This window comes from Neisseria sp. P0020.S003, assembly GCF_051957095.1.
Lineage (GTDB): Bacteria > Pseudomonadota > Gammaproteobacteria > Burkholderiales > Neisseriaceae > Neisseria > Neisseria subflava.
Genome location: NZ_JBQCWU010000003.1, coordinates 152,819 through 179,678, shown reverse-complemented (window position 1 = coordinate 179,678; position 26,860 = coordinate 152,819). Strand labels below are relative to the sequence as shown.

Genomic DNA, 26,860 nt, shown 5'->3' with positions numbered 1-26,860 from the left:
TAGCACCAGTAGCACCAGTAGCACCAGTAGCACCAGTAGCACCAGTAGCACCAGTAGCACCAGTAGCACCAGTAGCACCAGTAGCACCAGTAGCACCAGTAGCACCAGTAGCACCAGTAGCACCAGTTGCACCAGTAGCACCAGTAGCACCAGTTGCGCCGGTTACGCCGGTGTCACCTTTTTCGCCTTTGTCGCCGGTTGCGCCGGTATCACCTTTAGCACCAGTTGCACCGGTATCGCCTTTAGCACCAGTAGCACCAGTAGCACCGGTATCGCCTTTAGCACCAGTTGCACCAGTATCGCCTTTAGCACCAGTTGCGCCGGTTACGCCGGTGTCACCTTTTTCGCCTTTGTCGCCGGTTGCGCCGGTATCACCTTTAGCACCAGTTGCACCGGTATCGCCTTTAGCACCAGTAGCACCAGTAGCGCCGGTGTCACCTTTTTCACCTTTGTCGCCAGTAGCACCGGTATTACCTTTAGCACCAGTTGCACCGGTATCACCTTTAGCACCAGTTGCGCCGGTTGCGCCGGTGTCACCTTTTTCACCTTTGTCGCCAGTAGCACCGGTATCACCTTTAGCACCAGTTGCACCGGTATCGCCTTTAGCACCAGTTGCGCCGGTTACGCCGGTGTCACCTTTTTCGCCGGTTGCGCCGGTATCGCCTTTAGCACCGGTATCGCCTTTAGCACCGGTATCACCTTTAGCACCAGTTGCACCGGTATCACCTTTAGCACCAGTTGCGCCTTTAGCACCAGTTGCACCAGTTGCGCCGGTATCACCTTTAGCACCAGTTGCACCAGTTGCACCAGTTGCACCAGTAGCACCAGTAGCACCGGTAGCACCAGTTGCACCAGTAGCACCAGTAGCACCGGTAGCACCAGTTGCACCAGTAGCACCGGTATCACCTTTAGCACCAGTTGCACCGGTATCACCTTTAGCACCAGTAGCACCGGTATCACCTTTAGCACCAGTAGCACCGGTTACGCCGGTGTCACCTTTTTCGCCGGTTGCGCCGGTATCGCCTTTAGCACCGGTATCGCCTTTAGCACCGGTATCGCCTTTAGCACCGGTATCACCTTTAGCACCAGTTGCGCCGGTTACGCCGGTGTCACCTTTTTCGCCGGTTGCGCCGGTATCGCCTTTAGCACCGGTATCGCCTTTAGCACCGGTATCACCTTTAGCACCAGTTGCGCCGGTTGCGCCGGTGTCACCTTTTTCACCTTTGTCGCCAGTAGCACCGGTATCACCTTTAGCACCAGTTGCGCCGGTTGCGCCGGTGTCACCTTTTTCACCTTTGTCGCCAGTAGCACCGGTATCACCTTTAGCACCAGTTGCACCAGTTGCACCAGTTGCACCAGTTGCACCAGTTGCACCAGTTGCACCAGTTGCACCAGTTGCACCAGTTGCACCAGTTGCACCAGTAGCACCGGTATCGCCTTTAGCACCAGTAGCACCGGTATCACCTTTAGCACCAGTTGCACCGGTATCACCTTTAGCACCAGTTGCGCCTTTAGCACCAGTTGCACCAGTTGCGCCGGTATCACCTTTAGCACCAGTTGCACCAGTTGCACCAGTAGCACCAGTAGCACCAGTAGCACCGGTAGCACCAGTTGCACCAGTAGCACCGGTATCACCTTTAGCACCAGTTGCACCGGTATCACCTTTAGCACCAGTAGCACCGGTATCACCTTTAGCACCAGTTGCACCGGTATCACCTTTAGCACCAGTAGCACCGGTATCACCTTTAGCACCAGTTGCACCGGTATCACCTTTAGCACCGGTATCACCTTTAGCACCAGTTGCACCGGTATCACCTTTAGCACCAGTTGCACCGGTATCGCCTTTAGCACCAGTTGCGCCGGTTACGCCGGTGTCACCTTTTTCGCCGGTTGCGCCGGTGTCACCTTTTTCACCTTTGTCGCCAGTAGCACCGGTATCGCCTTTAGCACCGGTATCGCCTTTAGCACCGGTATCACCTTTAGCACCAGTTGCGCCGGTTGCGCCGGTGTCACCTTTTTCACCTTTGTCGCCAGTAGCACCGGTATCACCTTTAGCACCAGTTGCACCAGTAGCACCGGTATCACCTTTAGCACCAGTTGCACCAGTAGCACCGGTATCACCTTTAGCACCAGTATCGCCTTTAGCACCAGTTGCACCAGTTGCGCCGGTTGCACCAGTTGCGCCGGTTGCACCAGTTGCGCCGGTTGCACCACCACCGATTACGCTCAGGGTGTACTCGTTAGAGCCGTTTGAAGACATTTTCAGGCCTTCACCGGCGATCAATTTCAGAGGGTTGCTTGCTGAATTCGGATTGTATGTGAATGTGCCTTCAGCAGGTGAGCTACCGCTGCCATTGTGGCCTGAGAATACAAACGGATTCAGGTTTTCGATGCGGTTTGCTACGGCAAACAATTGAGAGCCGTTGATTGCATCGGTAGAAGTTGCATTGATACGACCTGCGGCAACGTTTTGGATTTGACGTTCGTTACCTGCAGAACCTACAGACAATACTGCGCCGTTGCCCAAGCCGCTGGTTGCGCCTGCGAAGCCGCTGTAAGTGTAGCTGCCAACAGTAGCAGTGTTAGTAGGTACGAATGCGCTGGTTGTAGAGCCGTTACCCAGGGCTACGCTGTTTTCGATAGTAGATTTAGCTTCTGTACCCAAAGCCAGAGTGTTTTGGGCTGTTGCTTGAGCACCGTTACCCAGAGCAGTTGCAAACTTGCCGTTAGCTTGAGAGAGGCGACCCAATGCGATGGCTTGTTCTGAAGTGGCTTGGCTTTGTACGCCCAAAGCCACTGCGTATTTACCAGTTGCTTGAGCAGCAGGACCGAATGCAGAAGCAGAAATACCGTCGGCTACAGAACCGCGACCGATTGCTACGTCAGAACCTTGTTTGGCTTGAGCGTCGCCACCCAATGCTACCGCGCCGTTTGCCAGGGCTTGAGAACGTTGACCGATGGCAGTTGCTACGATACCGGTTGCTTGAGAGTCGGTACCAATCGCCATTGCAGAACCGGCATTATTTACTACGCCGTCGCCATCAGAACCAGTAGAAGTACCATTAGCTTTAGCGTTATAACCTACTGCAATGTCAGCAGTTTGAGAAGCACTTGATTTAAAACCTACTGCAATAGAGTTATTACCAACTGCTTGAGCAGCTTCAGCCGCAGTCATAGAACCACCGACCGCAACAGAGCTTACACCAGCAGCATTAGCTGATGTACCACCAGCAAAAGAGGCTGTACCGGTTGCTTTTGAGGCCGCTCCAACCGCAACTGCATTTGTACCTGTTGCGCTACCACCACCCAATTCCGCACCTGCTTGAGCAGCACTAGAAGCCATTAAGGCACCTGCCACTGCAACTACAGCAGCTACGGCTTTACGCTTGTCGGAAGCGGATTTTTTGCCGTGTGCATGGCTGATTTCAGAAACCGCAGTCCATGTCTGGGTCGAGTGGTTCCAAATAACTTTAAAGACTTTATTCATATCGATTTTCCTGTAAGGGGTTTGATTTCTTTTGGGACGTGTTGCTCGACCATAAACTGCTTGTCCATATATATGCCGCACTTCAGAGTCTCCCCTTTATGCGGTTTTACGTCGTAATCTCTCGTATGCAATTCCCGTGCCCAAAGTCTCCATTCGGCCGAATAACAGCTAAAAGCCTGTTTTATGGGATTTTATGCTGATACATTTTGGGAAGCTTGTGAAGTTTGGGAAACGATGTGCCGTTTTTTTTGCCAGCTTGTTTCTTAACAAGTCACTTTTTGTTAGCTTCTTTCAATGCATTCGGAATCCTGACTCAAATTTTATATGCTTTTGGTTTCGTAAATTGACTCTTCCGATAAAGTGTTATTTTTTCGACTTCAACGGTCATGCCGGTTAGATTTACTTGTTGCTTTTTAAACGCTTTTATAACAATATGATTTCACTTAATATTTTTAAACAGAAATGATTATTAAATATTATACGAATAGGATATTTTAGTGATAGATTTGGATGTCGGCTTTTATTTAGATAATTAATGAATTTTGTATTGAAAGTTGGTTTAAAACGTGTAAAAGCTTTGCATAGCCTGTTTTCAGACGGCCTTTAACGTTTTCTAACATATAAATGGTGAATAAATGATACGAATTTATGCGCTATTGAGCCGATAGATAAGATTAAAAAGGCAAGTGTAAAACTTGCCTTTACGTTTGGGATTTGTTTGTTCTCTATTGTAGAAAACTGTGTTGTTTTCAGGCGGCCTTACCAACGGAATGTTTGGGTCACGCCTGCGGAAGCGCCGTTGTTGCCGGCATAGCCGTAGCCACCGGTATGGCTGAAGGCGCAGGCGGTGAGTGTGGCGAGGGTTAGGATGAGGAGGATGTGTTTCATATTTTTTCTCTGAGTGGGTTAGTTTTAGGCTTGGGCGACGTTGTGTTGCCGTATTAATCCGACTGGCTGGGGCTTGGTTGTTTTATCCTGATTTACAGTTAGACCGCTAAATTGTTTGATGATTGAAGAAGGCCGTCTGAAAACGGGTTTCACGATATTGAAACTTTGTTTTCAGACGGCCTTTATTTTATATCAGCTTATTAGTGGCGGAAATGGCGGATGCCGGTTACGACCATGGCGATGCCGTGTTCGTCCGCTGCGTCAAAGACTTCTTGGTCGCGCATGGAGCCTGCCGGATGGATGATGGCTTTGATGCCCTGTTCGGCGATGACGTCCACGCCGTCGCGGAATGGGAAGAAGGCATCGGAAGCGGCACATGCGCCGTTTAAGTCCAAACCTGCGTCCTGCGCTTTGCGGGCGGCGATGCGGGTGCTGTCCACGCGGCTCATTTGACCTGCGCCGATGCCGTAGGTTTGACCGCCTTTGCCGAAGACGATGGCGTTGGATTTGACGTATTTTGCGACGTTCCAAACAAACATCAGGTCGTTCCATTCTTGCTCGGTCGGTTGGCGTTTGGAGACGACTTTCAAATCGGCGCGGCTGAGGCGGTGGATGTCGGGGGTTTGTACCAACAGTCCGCCACCGACGCGTTTGAGTTCGAAGCGGTTGGCTCCTGCCTCAAGCGGCACTTCCAATACGCGCACGTTTTTCTTGGCGGCGGCGATTTCGAGGGCTTCGGCGGTAAACTTCGGCGCCATGAAGACTTCCATAAATTGGTTGTCGGTAATTTGTTTGACGGTTTCGCCGTCCACTTCGCGGTTGAAGGCGATGATGCCGCCGAATGCGCTGGTGGTGTCGGTCGCGTAGGCGAGTTTGTAGGCATCCAAGGTATTGGAGGCGATGGCTACGCCGCACGGATTGGCGTGTTTCACAATCACGCAGGCCGGCGCGTCAAAGGATTTGACGGCTTCCCAAGCGGCATCGGCATCGGCGATGTTGTTGTAAGACAATTCTTTGCCTTGCAGCTGTTTGTAGGCGGAAAGGCTGCCTGCGGCAGGGTAAATATCGCGGTAGAACGCGGCGCGTTGATGCGGGTTTTCGCCGTAGCGCATATCTTGCACTTTAATCCAGCTTTGGTTGAACTGGCTGGGGAATTCGCCGATTTCGGGTGTGCCGCTCAAGACGTCGTCTGAAAGCGAGGTCAGGTAGTTGGAAATCATACCGTCGTATTGGGCGGTGTGGCTGAATGCTTTGCGTGAGAGGTTGAAACGGGTTTTATCGCTCAATGCGCCGTTGTTGGCTTCAAGTTCGGCGGCGATGGCCGGGAAATCGGCGGTATCGGTAACGATGGCGACGTGTTTCCAGTTTTTCGCGGCAGAGCGCACCATGGTCGGGCCGCCGATGTCGATGTTTTCAATCGCGTCTTCCAGTGTGCAGTTTGGTTTGGCGATGGTGGCGGCGAAGGGGTAAAGGTTGACGCACACGAGGTCGATGTTGCCGATGCCGTGTTCTTCCATCTTGGCGACGTGTTCGCCCAAATCGCGACGGCCGAGGATGCCGCCGTGGATTTTCGGATGCAGGGTTTTCACGCGGCCGTCGAGCATTTCGGGAAAACCGGTATAGTCGGCAACTTCGATAACGGGAACGCCTGCATCAGCCAAGAGCTTTGCTGTACCGCCGGTAGAGAGGATTTCAACACCGAGCTTGGTCAGGGTTTGGGCAAATTCGACTGCGCCTGTCTTGTCGGATAGGCTGATCAGGGCGCGTTTGATGGGAGACATTTGGATTTCCTTTGTTGAAGGTTTAATCAGTATGAGATGAATTTTCAGGGCGGTATTATCCCCCAGTTTCGCATTTTTGGCAGTAGGTTTTTGCAAATATTGTTAACAATTTTATTGTAAAAGGCCGTCTGAAACTTGGTTTCAGACGGCCTTTTGCTTTTGCCTATTTAAATCCCATTTTCTTTGCTACCCATACTGCGCCCGCCATGCCTGTACATAATGGCATGAGTAAGGCAACGGGGGCGTAGGTTAGCTCCAAAATAAAGGCTATGGCGGTCAGGGGCATTTTGAGGGAAACACCGAGGAAAACGGCGGCGCCGACAACAGCCGCGCTTTCAGACGACATTTCTGGGAAAAAACTGTTCCACACGGCTGCGGAGGCAAAGGCGATGGTACTGCCGAGCATCATGGACGGGGTAATCAGGCCGCCGTATGCGCCGACGGCAAGCGCCATTAAGACGACCAACCATTTGACGGCGGTCAGCTCAAGGCTGTGTTGCCAGTCGGTCAATCCGCCAAAGGTCAGTTGATTGCCTGCTTTGCCATTGCCCAAAATTTCGGGAAACCAAATGGAAATTACGCCGATGAGTGCAAACATACAGACGGCCAAGGGAATGATTTTGATGTTGTCGCGCTTGATGAAGGGGAACTTTTGGGCGGTACGCTGGAAAAAGACGGCGGTTGCGCCCAGTATCGGGCCGATGATGGCGGAAAACCAAAATAATGAGGTGTTGATGGAAAGGTTGGTCGGATGATATTGCTGCACGTCGCCCAAACCGATGCGTGCGACGGCGGTGGCGATGACTGAAGTCAGCAATGCGGCGGCGACTGCTTGCTGCGTCCATAAGCCAAGCATGGCTTCGAGGATGAAAAGTGTGGAGGCGAGCGGCACGTTATACACAGCCGCCAAACCTGCACCTGAGGCGCAAGCAATGACCAGCCTTGCGTCGTCTTCGCTCAACCCGAAACGGTTGACGCCTACTGAAGCAAAGGCAGCAGTCATTTCGCGCGGCGCAACTTCGCGACCGAGCGGCGAGCCAAGCCCGACGGTAATGATTTGCAACAGGGCATGGCTGACGGTTTCAAAAAACGGAAAACCGGCAAGCGGATTTTTAACCACGGCTTTAATGCTCGGTTGCGGCCTGCCGTAGCGTTTGAGCAACCACCACCCCAAGCCGACCACCACGCCGCAAAAAGCCATCACACCGATACGCCGCTCTGGACTTGCCTGCGCCACGCCCTCTCGGAATGAAACGTATAGGCCGTCTGAACCGTAACCATAGGCAAGATGTTGAATTGTATGCATGATTTCGGTTAATACAATGCCGACCATGCCGCCGATGATGCCGGTAATGATGAGGGCGGCCCAAAGTTTATGCGTTTCTTTCACGGGATTTGACTTGAGGTAGTAATGGTTTGATCAAAGCGTTTTTTAAGGGAACTATTGTCCGCCCAAGGGGTAGTTTTTGGGGGCGACGTGGGTTTTGCCGTTATAAGGGAAAATATATTTCTGATCTTTATAATTTTTCTTTCCTGATACGCCGCTGAGTTTTGCAGTCAGCGCCCATACGCCGGATACGGCAGGACGGCTTTTGTCAAAAGCAATTTTGGCTTCCAAACTGGTATATCTGTCTTTGCAGTCTCGTTTTTCACGCCCTTTCAATTCATCGCAATCGCCAAAATATGCGCCGTTATCGTTACCGCTGATCATGACACTGTTGCGGATTCGGTTGCTATCATCGGTAAACAGGAAGTTTTGCGAAGTCGTCGTGTCGCCTTGGCCTGTATAACTTGATTCGGCAACATAGCCCCAGTTTTGTGCGCCCACCTGAACAAACTTCCATTCCTTATTCTCCGGCGGCTCGCCCCATGCGCCGATTTTATCTTTTCCGTGCTGTTTGATTGCCCACTTGCCGTCTGCTTTCTCCAAAACAAACAATTCTGCCAGACCCGAAGAAGCATGGGCGTCCTGTTTTACTTTTTGTTGCATATCGTAGGCAAAACCTGTGTACAACACATAGCGCGTGGCTTTACCGTTGCGCGTTACGGTATGGTCGGCAACGGGTTTCATGCAATACATAATATTGTCAGATGCTGTCTCACTGTCTTTCGGCGGCTTGGCGAGCTGGCATTTGTGCGCGGCAAGCGGTCGGTTGTAATACTTGGCAATGACGGCCTGTACGGAGGCTTTGTCGTTATCGGGTGCAGCCGACGCCAAAATAGGGCAGGCAAGCAAAAGCAGGGAGATGATGCGTTTCATAGAAATTTTCCCAAAATGTTTTATTGAAAAAAGATACTGCTTACTTCAGGCCGTCTGAAACCGTTTTCAGACGGCCTTTTTGTGTTTGTTACTGACACGCGTCAACATACCGGCAACAAAAGTGGACACAATAACGACGGTAATACCTATCGCAGACATAGTACTTAAATGTTCGCCCAAAATTAACACCGCCATGATAACGCCGATGACTGGCTCAAGCGAAATCAGCAGGCCGGAGACGTTGGCAGGGACTGTGTTCATGCCTTTGTTCCACAACAGATAGGCAAGCCAACTACAGCCAATCCCCATATACAAAATCGACAGCGTACCGCCCCATGACCAGTTGATTTGATAACTGTCTGCCAACACCAGCGAAAACGGCAGACACAACACCGCCGCCACCGCCATGGAAGCTGCGGTAAATGCGGGCGCACCGATACGGGCAATCATCTGCTGGCTCGGACGTATCACGCCTGCAAAACCCAATCCCGCAAGCAAAATCAGCAGACAGCCGAACCAGTCAATCGTACCGCCTTCTTCTGCACCGCCCATTACCATCATGCCCACGCCGGCAAACGCCACCGCGCAGCAAATCCAGTGGTAAAGTTTGGCTTCGTCGTTGAAGAAGAAATGACCGACAAAGACCACCAGCAAAGGCTCCAGCCCCACCATGGTAACCGCGCTGGCAGCGGATGTATATTTCAAACCGATAAACTGGAGCATCAAAACGACAACGTAGTTGACAAAGGAAATCCACAACAACGGCTTCCACTCGCTCCGCGGAATCCTACCCAAATGACGGCGGCACGACGGCAGCACCATCAACGCGGCAATCAACAGCCGCGCCTCAACCATCAGCGTCGGGTCGAGCATCTCGTAGGAATACTTGGCAGCGATAAACGAGCTGCCCCAGATTAACAATGCGAGTATTTGGTAAAGCATGGTTCAACTCATGGTAAAAAAATTAATCGTTTCTTCTCTGGTTTTCAGACGGCCTGAAGCCTTTTCAAGCTGTTTTTATTTTGATTGTGTCAGCAAATCCAAAAAGTCGAAGAGTTTGGCATTCATTTCACTGAAATCCGCCGCTTCGATTTTATCCGGATGTTGGACATAAGTTTGGGCTTGGCTTTGTTCGACCACATTTTCGCGTCCGTCCGCTGCAATCAGCAGCCCGACGGCTTCACGGTCAAACTCCAAATGGGCTTGGAAGGCATAATGTTTGGGTGCAAAACGGATAATCTGGCGCGGACAGCCTTTGCTGGTTGCCAACACAACCGCCTCATTCGTCAAACCGGGCATATCGCCGTGCCAATGGCCGGTATTCAGGGTTTTGCCCAACAGGGAAACATGGGCGTCCGCCAAACCTTCCGCCGTCAGCTCAATCGGATAAATGCCGATTTCACGCTCAGGGCTCTGCGTGTGGCGCGCACCGTAGGCAACGGATAAAAGCTGCGCCCCCAAACACACGCCGACAATATATTTATCCGCCGCCATCGCCTGACGCATCAGGCGCAGCTCGGATTGGGGGTCGTAATACGGGAATGCCTGCCTGTCTTCATCAGGCGATTGAGGCCCGCCCATTACAATCAAAAAATCTATATCGTCCACATTATCAGGCAGAGCTTCCCTTTCGTACACTTTGGTTACACTGATGTTATGTCCGCGCCATTGCGCCCATTTCAAATATGCTCCCGGCACTTCAAATGCCTCGTGCAGGATGAAATGGATATTTAATTTATTCGGATTTTGCATTGTTATTTCTCCTTCGACCGTCAGGACGGGTTGCCCTGCAGTATTACAGCATACCGTGCTGTTGTAATTTTTTACGCAAGGTATTGCGGTTCAAACCCAAAATAACGGCAGCTTTAGACTGGTTGCCGCCGCATTGCTCCATCACGCAGGCAAGCATCGGCTTTTCGACTTGGTGCAACACCATATCGTACACACCGCAAGGTTCCGTACCATCCAAGTCTTTGAAGTATTGTCGTAAGTTTTGTTCAATACATTGCGCAATGTCAGTCGTTGTTTGATTCATCGTCATGTCTTTCTTTGGATTTGTTTTTAAATGATGAGGCCGTCTGAAACCCTTCAGCCTTTCCGATAATGGCATACCCAACGGTCGGTTTTCTCTAAAAGCGTCTCAAGATAGGCGGCAAGGGTGTCGTATTGTGCCGCGGCGCTATCCAAGCGGTTGATTTCCCGGCATGTTTGTTCGCCGTCGGGCATTTCGTCGATGTACCAGCCGATGTGTTTGCGGGCAATACGTACGCCGGCCACTTCGCCATAAAATTCATGCATGGCGCGGATGTGGTTCAAAATGGTGGTATTGCATTCTGCCAAGCTCAAGGCCGGCGGCAAAACGCCGTGTTCTGCATAATGTTTTAAATCACGGAAAAGCCACGGCCTGCCTTGTGCGCCACGCCCTATCATGATGCCGTCGGCAGCGGTTTGCTTGAGGACGGCGACGGCTTTTTGTGGCGAAGTGATGTCGCCGTTGACCCAAACGGGGATGTTCAGACGGCCTTTGGTTTCGGCAATCAGTTCGTAACGCGCTTCGCCTTTGTACATCTGCGTACGGGTGCGGCCGTGGATGGCAAGGGCTACGATGCCTGATTCTTCGGCAATTTTGGCGATGGTCAGCAAGTTTTGATGTTCGTCGTGCCAGCCCAAACGGGTTTTGAGGGTAACGGGTACATCCACCGCGTTGACAACGGCTTCCAAGATTTCGCCAACCAAAGGCTCGTTTTGCATCAACGCGCTGCCTGCCTGCACATTACAGACTTTTTTGGCCGGGCAGCCCATGTTTATATCAATGACCTGCGCACCTAAGCTGACGTTGTAACGCGCAGCTTCCGCCATCTGCTGCGGATCGCTGCCGGCAATCTGCACGGCCACAACTCCGCCCTCGCCTTCAAAATCGCTGCGGCGCAAGGTCTTTTTGGTATGTCTCAGCGTTGGATCGCTAGTCAGCATTTCGCATACCGCCCACCCTGCGCCAAACTCGCGGCAAATCCGGCGGAACGGTTTGTCCGTAATGCCTGCCATGGGGGCAAGTGCGATGGGGTTGTCAATGAAATAGCCGCCGATGTGCATGATGTGTGCGCCAAGTTGAAAGGGCTGAAATTGTACAATTTTTAAGCAATTTTTCCAATCGTATTTACATGTTGCACAATGAAAAAGGCCGTCTGGAACTGAGTTTCAGACGGCCTTTTCAGCCACAATATTTAAATAAACAGCATAACAACCATCTGCACTGCGGCCTGAATCATGGCGATAATCGGCCAAATCAGTTTGGCCAGCAGGCCGGTAAACAACAGGATCAGGATAATCCATGTGCCGTATGGCTCGATTTTACGGAACTGCATGGACTGTTTGGCGTTGAGAAAGGTATCGATAAAAATACCGCCGTCCCAAGGCAAAATCGGAATCAGGCTGAATGCGACCCAAATCGAGTTCACCATCACGCCGTAACCGGCCATCTGCACCAACGGCGCTTGATAAGATTCAGGTACATACGCGGACAATACGACGACAAAGCCCCAAAAGAACGCCAAAATCAGATTGGCAATCGGACCTGAAATCGACACCCAACGCCACGCGCGGCGCGGATCGCGGAAATTGCGCGAATCGATGGGCATAGGACGCGCCCAGCCGAACAGAAAACTGCCTATCATCAGACACACCAGCGGCACGACAATCGTACCGACAGGATCGATATGCGGCAGCGGATTGAGGGTCAAACGCCCAAACTGCTCGCCGGTATGGTCGCCCCAATACCGCGCCGTATAACCGCGTGCCACTTCGCGCACGGTAATGGCCAACAACACGGGCAATACTGCCAGCAGAAATACGCCTAAATCAAAATTTGCAAACATGGTTTTCCTTATCAAACATGCCGTCTGAAAACAGAAAATATCCTTTCAGACGGCCTGAGGCTTTAATCGTCTTCTTTTTTATTCGAACTGAAAAACTCTTTCAGCTCTTTCCAAGTAATGCCCTTACCTTGCGGATTCAATTTGAAGACTGGTTTGCCGTAATTGCTGTACACACTGTCGCCGATAATATTAATGGCCTTATGTGTGCCGTTGATTTGCATATACATGCGGGAAGCCAACATGCGGCCTTTGCGGTCGAGATAATAGTCGACAACAAGATTGTTACCGAATATCCTCTGGAAGCTAAGTGGCTGGTTATCACTTATGTTGACAGACATACTGAAAAATTCCCGCGCATTTTTATAATCTTCTTCTGTTGACCCTGGTTGAGGCGTTTTCTGTAATTTCGACAATTCTTCATCAAAAGCCTTAGCCATTGCCTTCATTACGACAGAATCATACTCCGGTTTCATGACATGACGTACACGATAGCGTGCATGGTTTGCCTTACCAAAGGCATCCATTTCTTTAAATACATATGCATCGGCAGGCATAGCCTTATTGGCACTCAAAAAAGCACGTACTCCCGCCTCTGCAATATGATCAAAAGGCATGTGTTTCGAATCACCGATTTCTTTCAAACTCACTTTTAAAGGTTCTTTAATCAAACGTTTGCCGATTTTCTCATCAGTGTACACATTAACAATGGCAGACACGCTGGCAGGCAGATCAGCATAAATTTCCCATTTTTCCGCATCTAACTTCATAGGAAGTTTGATACTAAGTTTTTCATTGTGGTTGTTGATGACCAATTCAGGAATCATCTCAAATTGACGCGTTGACAAATCAACTGCCGACTCATAATTCAAATGAACCCCTTCCATGTAACTGGATATGGCAGGATATTTATCCAGATAATCAACGGCAACTTGTGCGATATTGCCATCCGGCAAGGCATCAAGCATTGCATTGCGGAACTCAGCCTCTTCTCGTTCAGAAAACTCCTGCTTCAAAGCAGCGTCGTCTTCTTGAGCAACCTTCATAGAGGATGCCGCCTCCCCCTCTTTGGCTTTGGCATCCTTTGCTTTCGCTTCGGCTTTCTTTTCCACCTTTTCATCTGTCAATACAGCTTCAGCCAATGGGCTGATATATATTCGAGAGCTGCCTGTAATGTTAAAGCTGCGGTCTTCTTTTAAAATACGGTCATTGGAAATCGACATGACCTCGTGTGCGGTTTTGTGATCTAAATTACTGCACGCGCTCAAACCAAATACCGCAGCAATGGCCAAACCAATTATCTTATTCATTTTGCCCAACCTTTTTGATTAAATGATTCCGTTAGTACAATTTAACACAAGGCAACGATTCCATAAAGGCTTCAAACGGCATGATTCATTGCTGCTCGCTATCATACCTAATTCAATCGCCCTATCTATTTCAAGCCCAAAGGCCGTCTGAAACTTCAAATCCAGTTTCAGACGGCCTTTGATTTCCTATTTAAAATGCCTTTGCTGTTTTACAGGCTGTAATACATTTCAAATTCCAGCGGATGAGGTGCCATACGGATACGGCGGACATCTTCTTCTTTGAAGGCGATGTAGCTGTCGATCCAGTCTTTGCTGAACACGCCGCCGCGCAGGAGGAATTCGTGGTCGGCTTTGAGGGCGGCCAGTGCTTCTTCCAAAGAAGTGCAAACGGTTGGCACCAATGCGTCTTCTTCCGGAGGCAGGTCATAAAGGTTTTTATCGGCAGGGTCGCCCGGATGGATTTTGTTTTGAATGCCGTCCAAACCCGCCATCAGCAGGGCGGCGAACGCCAAGTATGGGTTGGCGGTCGGGTCGGGGAAACGCGCTTCGATGCGGCGTGCCTTGCTGCTGTTCACCGACGGAATGCGGATGGACGCGGAACGGTTTTTGGCAGAGTAGGCGAGCTTGGTCGGCGCTTCGAAGTGCGGCACGAGGCGTTTGTAGGAGTTGGTGGACGGATTGGTAATCGCGTTCAGGGCTTTGGCGTGTTTGATGATGCCGCCGATGTAATAAAGGGCGGTATCGGACAAACCGGCATAGCCGTCGCCTGAGAACAGGTTTTGACCGTCTTTCCAGATGGATTGGTGAACGTGCATACCGCTGCCGTTGTCGCCCATAATCGGTTTAGGCATGAAGGTGGCGGTTTTGCCGAAGTTGTGGGCAACGTTTTGAATCACGTATTTCATGTCTTGGGTTTGGTCGGCGCGTTTAACCAAAGTGGCAAAACGGGTACCGATTTCCATTTGGCTGCCGGTACCGACTTCGGCGTGATGTACTTCCACTTCGATGCCGAGTTCTTCCAAAACATTGACCATAGCAGAACGCAGGTCTTGACCGCAGTCAATCGGCGCAACAGGTGCGTAACCGCCTTTGACGGTCGGACGGTGGCCGGTGTTTTGACCGTCCATGTGCAGGCCGCTTGACCATGCGCCGCTTTCGGAAGTAATTTCGTAACGGGTTTTGTGCATATCGGTTTCAAATTCTACGCCGTCAAAAACGAAGAATTCAGGCTCAGGGCCGAAATAGGCGGTGTCGCCGATACCGGAAGATTTCAAGTAAGCTTCGGCGCGACGTGCGATAGAGCGAGGATCGCGGTCATAGCCTTGGCCGTCAGCCGGATCGATAACGTCGCAGGTAAAGACAACGGTGGTATCGTCATAGAAAGGATCGACGAAGGCCGTAGACGCATCGGGACGCAACTGCATATCGGAAGCCTGAATACCTTTCCAACCGCCAATGGACGAACCGTCAAACGCTTGACCGTTTTCGAACCATTCTTCGGGATCGTCGAGGACAATGCGGGCGGGGATGGTAAAGTGGTGCTGCTTGCCTTTGGTATCGGTAAAGCGCAAATCTACGAAGCGGGCTTCGCTTTCTTCAATCAGTTTTACAGCGTCTTTGATGGACATCTTCAGCTCCTGAGGGAATAGGTTTAAGTTGTTATTCTACCACGGTAAGGCCGTCTGAAATACATCAGGGCACCCGTTTTTACGCAATGAAATATAGTTTCAGCCTGTTTAATTGTCAACAATTTTACATTACGCTTTCTTAACATAAAGACCGCTATAATAAGCACTCTTTTCTTTTGTTTTTTCAGACCCGTTTTATGAACAACACCCCGCGTTACGCCGTTTTCGGCAATCCCGTTGCACACAGTAAATCACCGCAAATCCATCAGCAATTCGCACTTCAAGAAGGCGCGGCCATCGAATATGGGCGCATTTGTGTCGAAATCGGCGGCTTTGCCGAGGCTGTTGCGGCGTTTCGTGCCGAGGGCGGGCAAGGTGCGAATGTAACCGTTCCGTTCAAGCAGGAAGCCTTTGCACTGGCGGACGAACATTCCGACCGCGCCTTGGCTGCCGGCGCGGTCAATACGCTGGTGTGGTTGGAAGACGGTAGAATACGCGGCGACAATACCGACGGTATCGGTTTGACCAACGACATCACGCAGGTCAAAAATATTGCCATCGAGGGCAAAACCATTTTGCTTTTGGGCGCAGGCGGCGCGGTGCGTGGCGTGATTCCGGTTTTGAAAGAACACCGCCCCGTCCGTATCGTCATTGCCAACCGTACCCATGCCAAAGCCGAGGAATTAGCGCAGCTTTTCGGCATTGAAGCCGTCACGATGGCGGATTTGAACGGCGGTTCTGATATCATCATCAACGGCACGTCCGGCGGCTTGAGCGGTCAGCTTCCTGCCGTCAATCCTGAAATTTTCCGCGACTGCCGCCTTGCCTACGATATGGTTTACGGCGAAGCGGCGCAGGCGTTTTTGAACTTTGCACAAAGCAACGGTGCGGCCGAAGTTTCAGACGGCCTGGGCATGCTGGTCGGTCAGGCTGCCGCCTCTTACCATATTTGGCGCGGATTTACGCCCAATATCCGCCCTGTTATCGAATACATGAAAGCCCTGTAACCATGTTCCGCATCATCAAATGGCTGATTGCCCTGCCCATCGGTATCTTCATTTTCTTCAACGCTTATGTGTACGGCAACATCATTACCTACCGCGCCGTCGCGCCCAGCAAAACCGCCTTCATGTCTATGCGCATGAGCCAGTTTGCAAAAGAAGGCCGCGATGTCGAGCTGGATTACCGCTGGGTGCCTTACGACCAAATTTCCGTCAACCTCAAAAAAGCCCTGATTGCTTCCGAAGACGCCAACTTTGCCGAACACAGCGGCTTTGACTGGAACGGCATCAAATACGCCATGAAACGCAATAAGCAAAGCGGCGAAGTCAAAGCTGGCGGTTCGACCATCAGCCAGCAGCTGGCGAAAAACCTGTTTCTCAACGAAAGCCGAAGCTACATCCGCAAAGGCGAAGAAGCGGCGATTACCGCGATGATGGAAGCCGTTACCGACAAAGACCGCATTTTTGAGCTGTATCTGAACTCAATCGAATGGCACTACGGCGTATTCGGCGCGGAAGCGGCATCCCAGTATTTCTACAAAAAACCTGCCTCCGCCCTCACCCGCCAACAAGCCGCCAAACTCACGGCGCGCGTTCCGGCTCCGCTGTTTTACGCAGACCACCCTAAGAGCAAACGGATGCACAACAAAACCAATATCATCTTACGCCGCATGGGTTCGGCAGAATTACCTGAAAGCGATATGGATTAATCAAAAAGGCCGTCTGAATATTTCAGACGGCCTTTGTTTTTAGGCTTTCTCTTCCGGCTCTGGTACATCAAACACTTGGCGCAGGTAAGCGAGGAAGGTGTTGTTGGTGGTCATGGTTTTGCCCGGGGAGTCGGAGAGCTTGGCAACGGATTGGCCGTTACACTCGACGAGCTTCAAGACAATGTTCAAAGGCGTGTGTCCCAAATCGTTGGTTAAGTTGGTACCGATACCGAAACTGGTTTTAAAACGGTCTTTGAAGTATTGGTGCAACGCCCATGAACGCTCAATATCGAGGCCGTCTGAAAAGGTCAGCATTTTGGTGCGGCTGTCGATTTTGAGTTTTTTGTAATGCTCGTAGGCTTTGTCGCCCCAGACATAAGGATCGCCGCTGTCGTGGCGTAGGCCGTCGAAGAGTTTGGCGAAGTACAGATCGAAGTCGCGCAAGAAGGCATCCATGCCGACCACGTCGGTCAGTGCGATACCGAGGTCGCCGCGATATTCGTGTACCCAGCTTTCCAGCGCGGCTTTTTGGAAATTGCGCAAACGTACGTCCAAGGCTTGGAAGGCTTGGAGGAACTCGTGCGCCATGGTGCCGATTGGTGTAATGCCGATTTTTTTGGCCAGATAAACATTGCTGGTACCGCGCACAATGTCGGGAGCGGCTTCTAATAAGGTGCGGATAACGTGTTCCTGCCATGCAAGGGTGTAGCGGCGGCGCGTACCGAAATCGGAAATAAGGAACGGCGGATCATTCGGATTTTGTGTAGCTGCAATTTCTTTCAGCTGTTGTGCTTTGGCCCGCAAACGGCGCTCGCCTTCTTCAATGACGGCAGGCGTTTCCAAGCGGCGGAAATAGAGTTCGTTGACGATGGCAAGAATGAAAATCTCGAAGAACATCGCCTGTATCATTGGGCCTTCGATGCGGATGTTCAGACGGCCTTGATCGTCAGGACTGACTTGAACGAAGCGGCGTTGGAGTTGGAAAAGTTCGAGATAATCGACAAAGTCGCTTTTGATAAAGCGTAGGCTGCGCAGATAGTCGAGTTCGTCATGGGTAAAGCGCAGCTGGCACAGGGAGTCAAGTTCGCGTTCCAAATCTTCTTGAATATCGGCCAGCGGATACACCATCTCTTTGTTTCGGCAGCGGAATTCATAGAGGCTGTGGGTTTGCGGGAATTGGTGCAACACGACTTGCAGCATGGTGAATTTGTACAGGTCGGTATCAAGCAGGGATTGGATAATGGGCTGATAAGCAGACATAAGTTTTCTCTGAGTAAACGCGGGCTTGATGAGGGTATCAATTTTAATTAGGAAAGGCCGTCTGAAAGAAACCTTATTCAGACGGCCTTTATCTTATTTAATCCAACTGCGCTACGGAAACCGGCAAAGAACGGATGGCAGACAACATCGTGCTGGCATCTTTTTGCTGTTTGCGGAACGCGGCCATATTGGTCGGGGTCAATTTCGGCGTCGGCAGGGCGACGGTAGTCGGGTTGACCGGCTGGCCGTTGACACGTGCTTCGTAGTGCAGGTGCGGACCGGTCGAACGGCCGGTTGTACCGACAAAACCAATCACTTCGCCGGCACGGACTCTGCCGTCGGCAGGGCTGAACGCGCTCATGTGGCCGTACAGGGTCTCCACGCCGTTGGCATGGCGAATCATCACGGTATTGCCGTAGCCTCCTTTCCAACCTTTGAAAATTACTTCGCCGTCGGCGGCAGCCTTAATCGGGGTGCCGGTCGGCGCGGCATAGTCGATACCGGTGTGCATACGGACGGTATGCAGAACTGGGTGGACACGGTAGCCAAACGGGGAAGAAATGCGCGTGTATGCAACAGGCTCGGTATTAAAGCCTGCTTTTTGTTGCAGGGACTTACCGTTTTGGTCGTAGTAGCTACCGCTTTCTTCGTCGCCTTTGCCTTGGCTGTAATAATAGGCTTGGTAGGTTTTGCCGTCTTTAACCACTTCAGCCGCCAAAATATCGCCGACCGCCATTTGCTGGCCGCGGAAATACATGCTGTTGTACAAAAGACGCACGGTATCGCCTTCGCCCAAGTCGCTCATATTGAACGAATCGGCAAAGATTTCTTTGAGCTGGATATACACTTCGGAAGGGATTTCGGCACGGAGCATATCACCGATGGCGGAAGTGCGGATTTTCACGGAACGCAGGGTCGGCATGGTTTTCATGTCGATTTCGGCATTGGAGATGCGCCATTTGCCTTTGACTTTTTCCAAAGCGACCAAGTTGCGTTCCAATTCTTCATCGGTAAAGAATTGAACGTCGGTCACTTGGCCTGAAGAGTCGATGCGGATATTGACGGATTGGTTGGTCCGCAGGTTTTTCATGTCGAGGTTGGCATTGTTTTTCGCCATGATTTGCTTGATGTCTTCTTGGTTGACACCCATGCGCGTCAAAACGTCTGCCAAAGAGTCACCGGCTTGGACAACTTCTTGCACCCAATAGCTGGATTGATAGGTATTGGTTTCCACATAAACGGCAGGCAGCTCTTCGGAAATACGCTCGACTTTGAAATCGGTATGTGCTGGTTGAGGGTCGGTAATGGCGTATGCGGTCATGATGCCTGAAGCCGGCAGCAGAAACGCTAAGAGGGTTGCTTTGAATCGAGTGGAATATTTGTTTTTAATCACGCGTTATCCTTAATGGGGCGGTCTGTTTTTTAAAGTTTGCAGAATGCCGGCACATCCGGCCTGCCGCGACCGCCTGCTGGTTTAAACAGTTTTGGGGATAAAGGACTTTGAGTCTTTTTTCCGATCTGAAAATCAAGTTTTCATTCGGAATGAATGAGGTCGTGTTTGAGATTGACGTTATTATCAGGGCTATTGTGTTGATTTACACCCTGTTTTTCTGAAATTTACGCCACGCATTCTAGCATGGCAGCCCGTTTTTTCCAAACCGGCCGTCTGAACGGCTCTTTTTCAGAGCGTGAGGGCAAGGTTCCGAAACGCATCATTTGTCGCGTAAAATAACGGTTTTCCTATCTATTTGCGCTTATGAAGTTGACCCTCGCCCTCCCCTCGCTCAACCGTTTTGCCGACGAATCCGTTCCTGCGCTTGCCTTACCTGCTTTTAACCGTCTTTTGCGTTACGGCATATTACGCAAAGAAACACTCAGGCCGTCTGAATTTTACGGCCGCCATTTGTGGAGCGGCAGCCTCATTACCCAAGTGCAACGTTTACGCCACACAAGCCAAAAACGCACGGCCGCTTTTGCCTCTCCGGTTTGGCAACAAATGGGCATGCACCATGTCAACATTATCAGCGGCGAGTTTATCGGCATCCAAAAAGAGGAGGCGCAACGGTTATGCACGGATTTGTCGGCATTTTATCAAGAGAAAGGTTGGCAATTCGAGCCGCTTTGCGAAAGCATGTGGCTGCTCAGTATGCCGAAGATTGAAGATTGGGGTGCGGAATGTGTTTTGGATGTGTGCGGGCAGCTGGAAATGGACGGTCAGGCACACGGCAAAGATGCGGTGTCTTGGTTAGCCATGCAGACGGAAATCCAAATGTTTCTCCACACGCATCCGATTAACCAAGCGCGTGAACAACAAGGATTGCCGGAAATCAACGGTTTGTGGCTGTGGAATGATGCGGACGGTACACAGTCTGCGGATATCGTCGCTTCAGACAGCGCATGGGCGCGTTTTTCGGATAAGCCCAAACTCGATGCGCCATATGATTTGAAGGCTTGGTTTGAGATGGTTCAAGAAACAGGCAACACGGTTTCAGACGGCCTTATCTTTTTGGACGACTTGGTTTCCACCTTACAAACAGGCGATGTTTGGGCATACAAAGATATTTTGGAAAGCTGGGAAAATCGTTGGTTTGCACCTTTATGGGACGCACTCGCTTCAGGCCGTCTGAAAACCGTGTGCATTGCCACAGACGGCGAAAACGGCGGCACGCTGGAAATCGGCCGCCGTTCCAAATGGGCATTTTGGCGCAAGGCTAAAACGTTTAACGGATCGTGGTAAGCGGTTTTAAGCCTCCAACGCCTCCAATTTGGCCGAAATTCTGTCCCATACATCCTGCAACGGAATCGCTTTCAACAAACGTGTCGGATCGTTGGTATCGATACTGTCGGGGTGAGGCAATTCGGCATAATCGCCGGCATAAATGACTTCGGCCTCTTCGGAATACGGACGCCATTTATCCACCCATGACGCGCCAAACAAAGCGATTTGCGATTTATCCAAAGCTGCGGCGATGTGCATCGGTGCGGAATCGACACCGACAAACAGCTTGGCGCCCTCAATGGCCGCCGCCAATTCACGCAGACTCAAGCATCCGGACAGCACATATACTTTTCTGCCTTCCGGAATATTCAGACGGCCTATAATTTCCTGAAGCATGTATTGCTCGACAGTGTTGGGAGAAGCAGTCAATACGACATTCTGTCCGCTGTTGAGCAGAAGCTGTACGATAGCGGCGTTTTTGCCGTCTTCCCAACATTTGAAATGCCAACGCGCCCCCGGGTGCAGCAACACATAATCTTCACCGCTCCAACCCTGCTCACGCAATTTCTGCCGCATGCTTTCCCTTGCATCTTGCGCCACCCAAAGGCGCACTTTGGCATCGGCTACGTCTTCCGGCTGGATAAGCGGCACAAGGATATTCAACTGGTTTTCAACGATATGATGGCTGGTATCAAGCTCATGGTTGATAAAATCATGACAGAAACGCCACCAGAAACCGTCGCGCTTGATGCAGTCCAAACCCACGCTGCAACGGGCGCACAGTTTGGCGATTATTGCCGCGCGCCATTGGTCGGACAGGTTGAAAGCCCAGTCATAATCGCGCACCTTCAGCTTAGACAAAAGATTTTTCTCACACGCCAACTGCTTGAATACACCCAGCTTCTTCCAATTTCGATCAATGGTAAAAATCTGCGCAATCTGCGGATTATCGGCAATCAGCTGCCCCGTACCGGCGTACACCAGCATATCGATTTCGCAATCGGGGAAACAGGTTTTCAGCGCATCGACCACCGGCGTGCTCAAAAGCACATCGCTATGATGGCGCAATTTGATGATCAGAATACGTTTGGGTTGGGCTAAAGACATACAAATACTTTCAGACGGCCTGTTGATTGGCTGCTATTGTAAAGCGGAAAACAGGTTTCATAAAATACAAAACAGGCCGTCTGAAACCTATCTTGCTGATTCATCGCTATAAAATCCGCACAAGCCATGCAATTTATATTACAATCCGCACCCCGTGGTTCGAAAACCTCCCACATTAAAAAACTAAGGAAACCTCATGTCCCGCAACAACGAAGAGCTGCAAGGCATCTCCCTTTTGGGCAACCAGAAAACCCAATACCCGAGCGAATACGCGCCTGAAATTTTGGAAGCGTTCGACAACAAACATCCCGACAACGACTATTTCGTCAAATTCGTCTGCCCCGAGTTCACCAGCCTCTGCCCGATGACCGGCCAGCCCGACTTTGCCACCATCTACATCCGCTACATCCCCCATATCAAAATGGTGGAAAGCAAATCCCTGAAACTCTATCTCTTCAGCTTCCGTAACCACGGCGACTTCCATGAAGACTGCGTCAACATCATCATGAAAGACCTCATCGCCCTGATGGATCCGAAATACATCGAAGTATTCGGCGAATTCACACCGCGCGGCGGCATCGCCATTCACCCGTTTGCCAACTACGGCAAAGCAGGCACAGAGTTTGAAGCTTTGGCACGCAAACGCCTGTTTGAGCACGATGCACAATAATCCTATTCAGACGGCCTAACGCCCTTTCATTACGCCCTTTCATTGCAAGATTTTCTCTATTGCACAATCTTGCAAGGCTTCATGCCGTCTGAAAAACTTCCGAAAGATTCTCATGTACAAATTTACTGCCGCACAGCAGAAGAAAGCGCTCTTCTGGCTGGTGCTTTTCCATATTTTTATTATTGCCGCCAGCAACTATCTGGTGCAGTTCCCCTTTCAAATTTTCGGTATCTTTACCACTTGGGGCGCATTTTCCTTTCCCTTTATCTTCCTCGCTACCGACCTGACCGTGCGCATTTTCGGCGCGCCGTTGGCGAGACGGATTATTTTTTGGGTGATGTTCCCTGCCCTGCTGCTCTCTTACGTCTTCTCCGTCCTCTTTCATGAGGGCAACTGGACAGGCTGGGCATCTTTAACTGAATTTAACACCTTCGTCGGCCGTATCGCATTGGCCAGCTTTTCCGCCTATGCGCTTGGGCAAATCCTCGATATTTTTGTGTTCAACAGATTACGCCGTCTGAAATCATGGTGGGTTGCCCCTACCGCTTCCACCGTAGTCGGCAACGCTTTGGACACGCTGGTGTTTTTCGCCGTTGCCTTTTATGCAAGCAACGATGAATTTATGGCGGCAAATTGGCAGGGCATCGCATTTGTCGATTATCTGTTCAAACTCGCCATCTGCACCCTCTTCTTCCTGCCTGCCTACGGCATCGTATTGAGCATCTTGACCAAAAAGCTGACTTCCTTAAACGTCTGTCAAGAAATGCCCGAATCAGTTTTAGCCAAATAAGCAGTAGATAAAAAACAAGGCCGTCTGAAACTTTAATCGTTCAGACGGCCTTTTATGTTTTAAACAATTAACCGGTCAATTGTTTGGTAATCAGTTTTTTCAGCGGTGGGAAGTTATTACTTGCACGCAATACCAAACCGCGCAGCAGTTTTGCCGGAGCAGTTTCATTGGTAAAGAGTTTCAGCAGCATATTAGTGCCGTGGTAAATCGGATGGGCATGGAACATATGCTTGGTGCTGTATTTTTCCAGCAGACTCTTCGCACCAATATCCTGACCGCGTTGCTCGGCTTCGAGAACCAATTTAGCCAAAAGATCGGCACTTGCCAGACCCAAGTTGAAACCGTGCGCAGTAACCGGATGCATACCGACTGCGGCATCGCCGATCAACGCGCTGCGTTTGCCATAGAAACGTTGGGCAATCATGCCGACCAAAGGATAATTGTGAATGGTGCTGACCAATTCCATATCGCCCAAACGGCCTTTGAGTTGCTCTTTCACGCTGGCTGCCAACTCTTCCGGCGACATATTTTTAATCGTTTCGGCTTTATCGCTGTCCACCGTAATCACGGTATTGGTCAAGTGTTCTTCCAAAGGCAGTAACGCAATGGTGCGGCCGTAGTGGAAGCATTCATATGCGGTATGCAGGTTGGACAGAGTATGCTTCATGCGGCACACAAACATGGTGCGGCTGTAATCGTGCATATCTGAAGAAATGCCCAGTTGACGGCGCGTTTGCGAGAAGCGACTATCGGCGGCCAACAACAGACGGCCGGTCAATACTTCGCCGCTTTCCAAAATAACTTGCGCCTCATTGTCAGAAGTTTTAACTTCTTTAACATTGGTGCCGGTCAGGATTTTGACGTTGTCCAATTTGGACACGACTTCATAAGCGGCTTTGCGGATATTGTGGTTGGAGATCAAATAGCCCAAGCAGTCCGCAGGCTCGCCGCGCGCCTGAGTCGGTTGCGGGAAGTGGAGCTGGTAATCGGAATGACCGTTCAACACTTTAGCATCGCGCAAAGGATAAATTTCGTCTTTTGGAATCAAATCCCACATACCCAATCGCTGCATGATTTCACGCGACAGATGCGTCAGTGCGATTTCACGGCCGTCATACGGCGGATTTTGCAACACTTCTAAAGGACTTCTTTCAATCAGGGTTATGTTCAAACCGCTTCCGGCCAACTCTGCGGCAAAACTTAATCCGGCAGGGCCTGCGCCGACGACGAGAATATCACTGTGTAAGCTCATGGGAGGAATTCCTTGTATTCAACTGATACGGATTTTTTCAGACGGCCTTAAGTTTACTGTGTTTAGCTACAGGAGGGCAAATCAAAGGCATTTGATAGATTATATAGAAAGAGTCGATAGAATAAAACAAAGGCCATCGATTGTAAGCACGTTTTTACTTTGGCCTTAATATAAATCAAGCTTCACGACATACAGATTTTATCAAACGGATAAACAGTCAAATAAACAAAAACAAAACCGCATTCCGAAAAGGAATGCGGCTTTCAATCGTAAAACGATTATTCTTCAGAACCGGTGTAAGGACGGATGCTGACGGTTTTACGGTTCAGCGCGCCTTTGGTTTTGAATTCAACGTAACCGTCGACTTTAGCAAACAAAGTGTGGTCTTTGCCCATGCCAACGTTGTCACCTGCGTGGAATTTAGTACCACGTTGACGAACGATGATAGAGCCTGCCGGAATCAGCTCGTTGCCGTAGGCTTTAACACCCAAGCGTTTGGCTTCTGAATCGCGACCGTTGCGGGTGCTACCGCCTGCTTTTTTACTTGCCATTTGTAATACTCCTGAACTTACTTGAAATTAGGCGATTGCCACGATTTCGATTTGGGTGAAATTTTGGCGATGGCCTTGGTGTTTTTGGTAGTGTTTGCGACGACGCATTTTGAAAATGCGTACTTTCTCGCCACGACCATGAGCAACGACTTTAGCTGTTACTTTTGCGCCTTCGATAAAAGGTGCGCCTACTTTTACAGATTCGCCGTCAGCAATCATCAAAACTTCAGTCAGTTCGATTTGGCTGTCGAGTTCGGCTGGTATCTGTTCTACTTTCAATTTTTCGCCAACGGAAACTTTATATTGTTTACCGCCGGTTTTTACGACCGCGTACATACTCAACTCCATGAGAATTAGGTTAACTTTCCGCACACCATGTGCGAAACGAGCTATTCTATTTCTATTTGCCTGTTTTGTCAAAATTTATTTTATTTACAAGTGAAAAGGCCGTCTGAAAGATATGTTGCATGCTTTTTAACTGATATAATCACGCGCTGGATTGCTGATATCTTTATGCAACGTTATTACCCCGACCGAATGTACGGGTTTAAACAGATTCATTGGAGCCCCGCTCCTTTTTATCAACAGAGAATGTTTTATGCTCGAAAACCTGCCTTACTTCCAACGCCACCTGCCCAATGACCTTGCCAAAGTTAATGCGGTCATCAACCAAGCTGTTCAATCCGATGTTGCACTGATTTCGCAAATCGGCACATACATCATCAGCGCGGGCGGTAAGCGCCTGCGTCCGATTATTACCATTTTGGCAGGCAAAGCAGTCGGGCATGACGATAAAAAACTGTACTCGCTGGCAGCAATGGTGGAATTCATCCATACCTCTACCCTCCTGCACGACGATGTCGTCGATGAAAGCGATTTGCGCCGCGGCCGTAAAACAGCAAACAACCTCTTCGGCAACGCGGCGGCTGTTTTGGTCGGCGACTTCCTATATACACGCGCTTTCCAACTGATGGTTGGTTCGGGCAGCATGCGTATTTTGGAAGTGATGGCAGACGCGACCAACATCATCGCCGAAGGCGAAGTCATGCAGCTGATGAACATCGGCAATACCGATATTACCGAAGAGCAATACGTCCAAGTTATCCAATACAAAACAGCAAAACTGTTTGAAGCGGCCGCGCAAGTCGGCGCAATTTTGGGCAAGGCTTCCCCCGAACACGAGCAAGCCTTGAAAGACTACGGTATGTACGTCGGTACGGCTTTCCAAATCATTGACGATGTATTGGACTACTCTGGCGAAACCGAAGAAATCGGCAAAAACGTCGGCGACGATTTGGCAGAAGGCAAACCTACCCTGCCATTGATTTACTTGATGAGAAACGGCTCCGAGCAGGCCGCAAACGATGTGCGCCACGCTTTGGAAAATGCCGATCGCAGCTATTTTGAAAAAATCCACGACTTTGTCGTCAACTCCGACGCTTTGCCGTATTCAATTTCCGAGGCAAAAAAAGCCGTTGACAAAGCCATCGCTTCATTGGACGTGTTGCCTGACAGCGAAGTCAAAGAAGCCATGATTCAACTGGCAAAAGAATCCTTGGCTCGAGTATCTTAAT

The 26,860-nt window shown here is 50.4% G+C and carries 24 protein-coding genes and 1 riboswitch; of the genes, 6 read left to right on the top strand and 18 right to left on the bottom strand.

Annotation, left to right across the window (positions count from 1 at the left end):
• From ACTHTQ_RS03760 to glnA, 12 genes are all read right to left on the bottom strand, one after another.
• The coding region (locus ACTHTQ_RS03760) for an ESPR-type extended signal peptide-containing protein (RefSeq protein WP_440363134.1) at positions 1–3,487 on the bottom strand (3,487 nt) is incomplete at its 3' end.
• 759 nt (positions 3,488–4,246) lie between these two features.
• Positions 4,247–4,375: a hypothetical protein gene (locus tag ACTHTQ_RS03755; RefSeq protein WP_003684264.1), complete on the bottom strand. Its 129-nt coding sequence runs from the start codon at positions 4,373–4,375 to the stop codon at positions 4,247–4,249.
• A 200-nt stretch (positions 4,376–4,575) separates the two neighbouring features.
• On the bottom strand, positions 4,576–6,156 hold the full coding sequence (purH, locus tag ACTHTQ_RS03750) for a bifunctional phosphoribosylaminoimidazolecarboxamide formyltransferase/IMP cyclohydrolase (RefSeq protein WP_440363133.1): 1,581 nt from the start codon (positions 6,154–6,156) through the stop codon (positions 4,576–4,578).
• Positions 6,157–6,319: 163 nt separating this feature from the next.
• Positions 6,320–7,489 (bottom strand): chloride channel protein, encoded by a 1,170-nt coding sequence (locus ACTHTQ_RS03745; RefSeq protein ID WP_440363140.1) that lies wholly within the window; start codon positions 7,487–7,489, stop codon positions 6,320–6,322.
• A gap of 108 nt (positions 7,490–7,597) precedes the next feature.
• Positions 7,598–8,416 (bottom strand): hypothetical protein, encoded by an 819-nt coding sequence (locus ACTHTQ_RS03740; RefSeq protein ID WP_440363132.1) that lies wholly within the window; start codon positions 8,414–8,416, stop codon positions 7,598–7,600.
• Positions 8,417–8,482: 66 nt separating this feature from the next.
• A complete protein-coding gene (locus tag ACTHTQ_RS03735; protein WP_440363131.1) occupies positions 8,483–9,358 on the bottom strand; it encodes a DMT family transporter in 876 nt (291 codons plus the stop codon).
• Positions 9,359–9,433: 75 nt separating this feature from the next.
• Positions 9,434–10,168 (bottom strand): glutamine amidotransferase-related protein, encoded by a 735-nt coding sequence (locus tag ACTHTQ_RS03730; protein WP_308111818.1) that lies wholly within the window; start codon positions 10,166–10,168, stop codon positions 9,434–9,436.
• Positions 10,169–10,211: 43 nt separating this feature from the next.
• Positions 10,212–10,451, bottom strand: a complete 240-nt coding sequence (locus tag ACTHTQ_RS03725; protein ID WP_003684241.1) for a Fis family transcriptional regulator — start codon at positions 10,449–10,451, stop codon at positions 10,212–10,214.
• A gap of 53 nt (positions 10,452–10,504) precedes the next feature.
• Positions 10,505–11,509: a tRNA dihydrouridine synthase DusB gene (dusB, locus tag ACTHTQ_RS03720; protein WP_440363130.1), complete on the bottom strand. Its 1,005-nt coding sequence runs from the start codon at positions 11,507–11,509 to the stop codon at positions 10,505–10,507.
• 131 nt (positions 11,510–11,640) lie between these two features.
• Positions 11,641–12,291, bottom strand: coding sequence for a site-2 protease family protein (locus ACTHTQ_RS03715; protein ID WP_049351143.1), 651 nt, complete (start codon positions 12,289–12,291; stop codon positions 11,641–11,643).
• A gap of 62 nt (positions 12,292–12,353) precedes the next feature.
• Entirely contained in the window at positions 12,354–13,598 is a 1,245-nt protein-coding gene (locus tag ACTHTQ_RS03710; protein WP_440363129.1) for a hypothetical protein, read from the bottom strand.
• 209 nt (positions 13,599–13,807) lie between these two features.
• Positions 13,808–15,226: a type I glutamate--ammonia ligase gene (gene glnA / locus ACTHTQ_RS03705; protein ID WP_440363128.1), complete on the bottom strand. Its 1,419-nt coding sequence runs from the start codon at positions 15,224–15,226 to the stop codon at positions 13,808–13,810.
• A 197-nt stretch (positions 15,227–15,423) separates the two neighbouring features.
• Here glnA and aroE point away from each other — a divergent pair, with 197 nt between their 5' ends.
• Both aroE and mtgA read left to right on the top strand, forming a co-directional pair.
• Positions 15,424–16,233 (top strand): shikimate dehydrogenase, encoded by an 810-nt coding sequence (gene aroE, locus ACTHTQ_RS03700; protein ID WP_440363127.1) that lies wholly within the window; start codon positions 15,424–15,426, stop codon positions 16,231–16,233.
• Positions 16,234–16,235: 2 nt separating this feature from the next.
• Positions 16,236–16,937, top strand: coding sequence for a monofunctional biosynthetic peptidoglycan transglycosylase (mtgA, locus tag ACTHTQ_RS03695; protein WP_003684244.1), 702 nt, complete (start codon positions 16,236–16,238; stop codon positions 16,935–16,937).
• Positions 16,938–16,976: 39 nt separating this feature from the next.
• Here the strand turns inward: mtgA and pncB are convergent, their stop codons facing one another.
• A complete protein-coding gene (gene pncB / locus ACTHTQ_RS03690) occupies positions 16,977–18,197 on the bottom strand; it encodes a nicotinate phosphoribosyltransferase (RefSeq protein WP_440363126.1) in 1,221 nt (406 codons plus the stop codon).
• Between the two features lie 97 nt (positions 18,198–18,294).
• Entirely contained in the window at positions 18,295–19,590 is a 1,296-nt protein-coding gene (locus ACTHTQ_RS03685) for a M23 family metallopeptidase (protein WP_308887618.1), read from the bottom strand.
• 363 nt (positions 19,591–19,953) lie between these two features.
• Between ACTHTQ_RS03685 and ACTHTQ_RS03680 the strand changes: the two genes are divergently transcribed.
• A complete protein-coding gene (locus tag ACTHTQ_RS03680) occupies positions 19,954–20,934 on the top strand; it encodes a hypothetical protein (RefSeq protein WP_440363125.1) in 981 nt (326 codons plus the stop codon).
• 6 nt (positions 20,935–20,940) lie between these two features.
• Here ACTHTQ_RS03680 and rfaQ read toward each other — a convergent pair whose 3' ends face one another.
• A complete protein-coding gene (gene rfaQ, locus ACTHTQ_RS03675) occupies positions 20,941–22,023 on the bottom strand; it encodes a putative lipopolysaccharide heptosyltransferase III (protein ID WP_440363124.1) in 1,083 nt (360 codons plus the stop codon).
• 148 nt (positions 22,024–22,171) lie between these two features.
• Positions 22,172–22,216, top strand: a riboswitch (PreQ1 riboswitch).
• Between the two features lie 3 nt (positions 22,217–22,219).
• Between rfaQ and queF the strand changes: the two genes are divergently transcribed.
• Together queF and ACTHTQ_RS03665 are read left to right on the top strand one after the other, a co-directional pair.
• A complete protein-coding gene (gene queF / locus ACTHTQ_RS03670; RefSeq protein WP_003748427.1) occupies positions 22,220–22,693 on the top strand; it encodes a preQ(1) synthase in 474 nt (157 codons plus the stop codon).
• A gap of 112 nt (positions 22,694–22,805) precedes the next feature.
• Complete coding sequence (locus tag ACTHTQ_RS03665; RefSeq protein WP_440363123.1) at positions 22,806–23,483, top strand: 7-cyano-7-deazaguanine/7-aminomethyl-7-deazaguanine transporter; 678 nt, start codon at positions 22,806–22,808, stop codon at positions 23,481–23,483.
• A gap of 67 nt (positions 23,484–23,550) precedes the next feature.
• Here the strand turns inward: ACTHTQ_RS03665 and ubiM are convergent, their stop codons facing one another.
• The 3 genes from ubiM to rplU form a co-directional block, all read right to left on the bottom strand.
• Positions 23,551–24,735 carry a 5-demethoxyubiquinol-8 5-hydroxylase UbiM gene (gene ubiM, locus ACTHTQ_RS03660; RefSeq protein ID WP_049351134.1) on the bottom strand — a complete coding sequence of 395 codons (1,185 nt, stop codon included), beginning with the start codon at positions 24,733–24,735 and terminating at the stop codon, positions 23,551–23,553.
• A 278-nt stretch (positions 24,736–25,013) separates the two neighbouring features.
• Positions 25,014–25,286, bottom strand: coding sequence for a 50S ribosomal protein L27 (gene rpmA / locus ACTHTQ_RS03655; RefSeq protein WP_002212328.1), 273 nt, complete (start codon positions 25,284–25,286; stop codon positions 25,014–25,016).
• Positions 25,287–25,313: 27 nt separating this feature from the next.
• A complete protein-coding gene (gene rplU, locus ACTHTQ_RS03650; RefSeq protein ID WP_440363122.1) occupies positions 25,314–25,622 on the bottom strand; it encodes a 50S ribosomal protein L21 in 309 nt (102 codons plus the stop codon).
• Positions 25,623–25,884: 262 nt separating this feature from the next.
• Here rplU and ispB point away from each other — a divergent pair, with 262 nt between their 5' ends.
• The gene (gene ispB, locus ACTHTQ_RS03645; RefSeq protein ID WP_308111807.1) at positions 25,885–26,859 is read left to right on the top strand and encodes an octaprenyl diphosphate synthase; all 975 of its coding nucleotides are present in this window, start codon (positions 25,885–25,887) and stop codon (positions 26,857–26,859) included.
• Position 26,860: the final 1 nt, after the last annotated feature.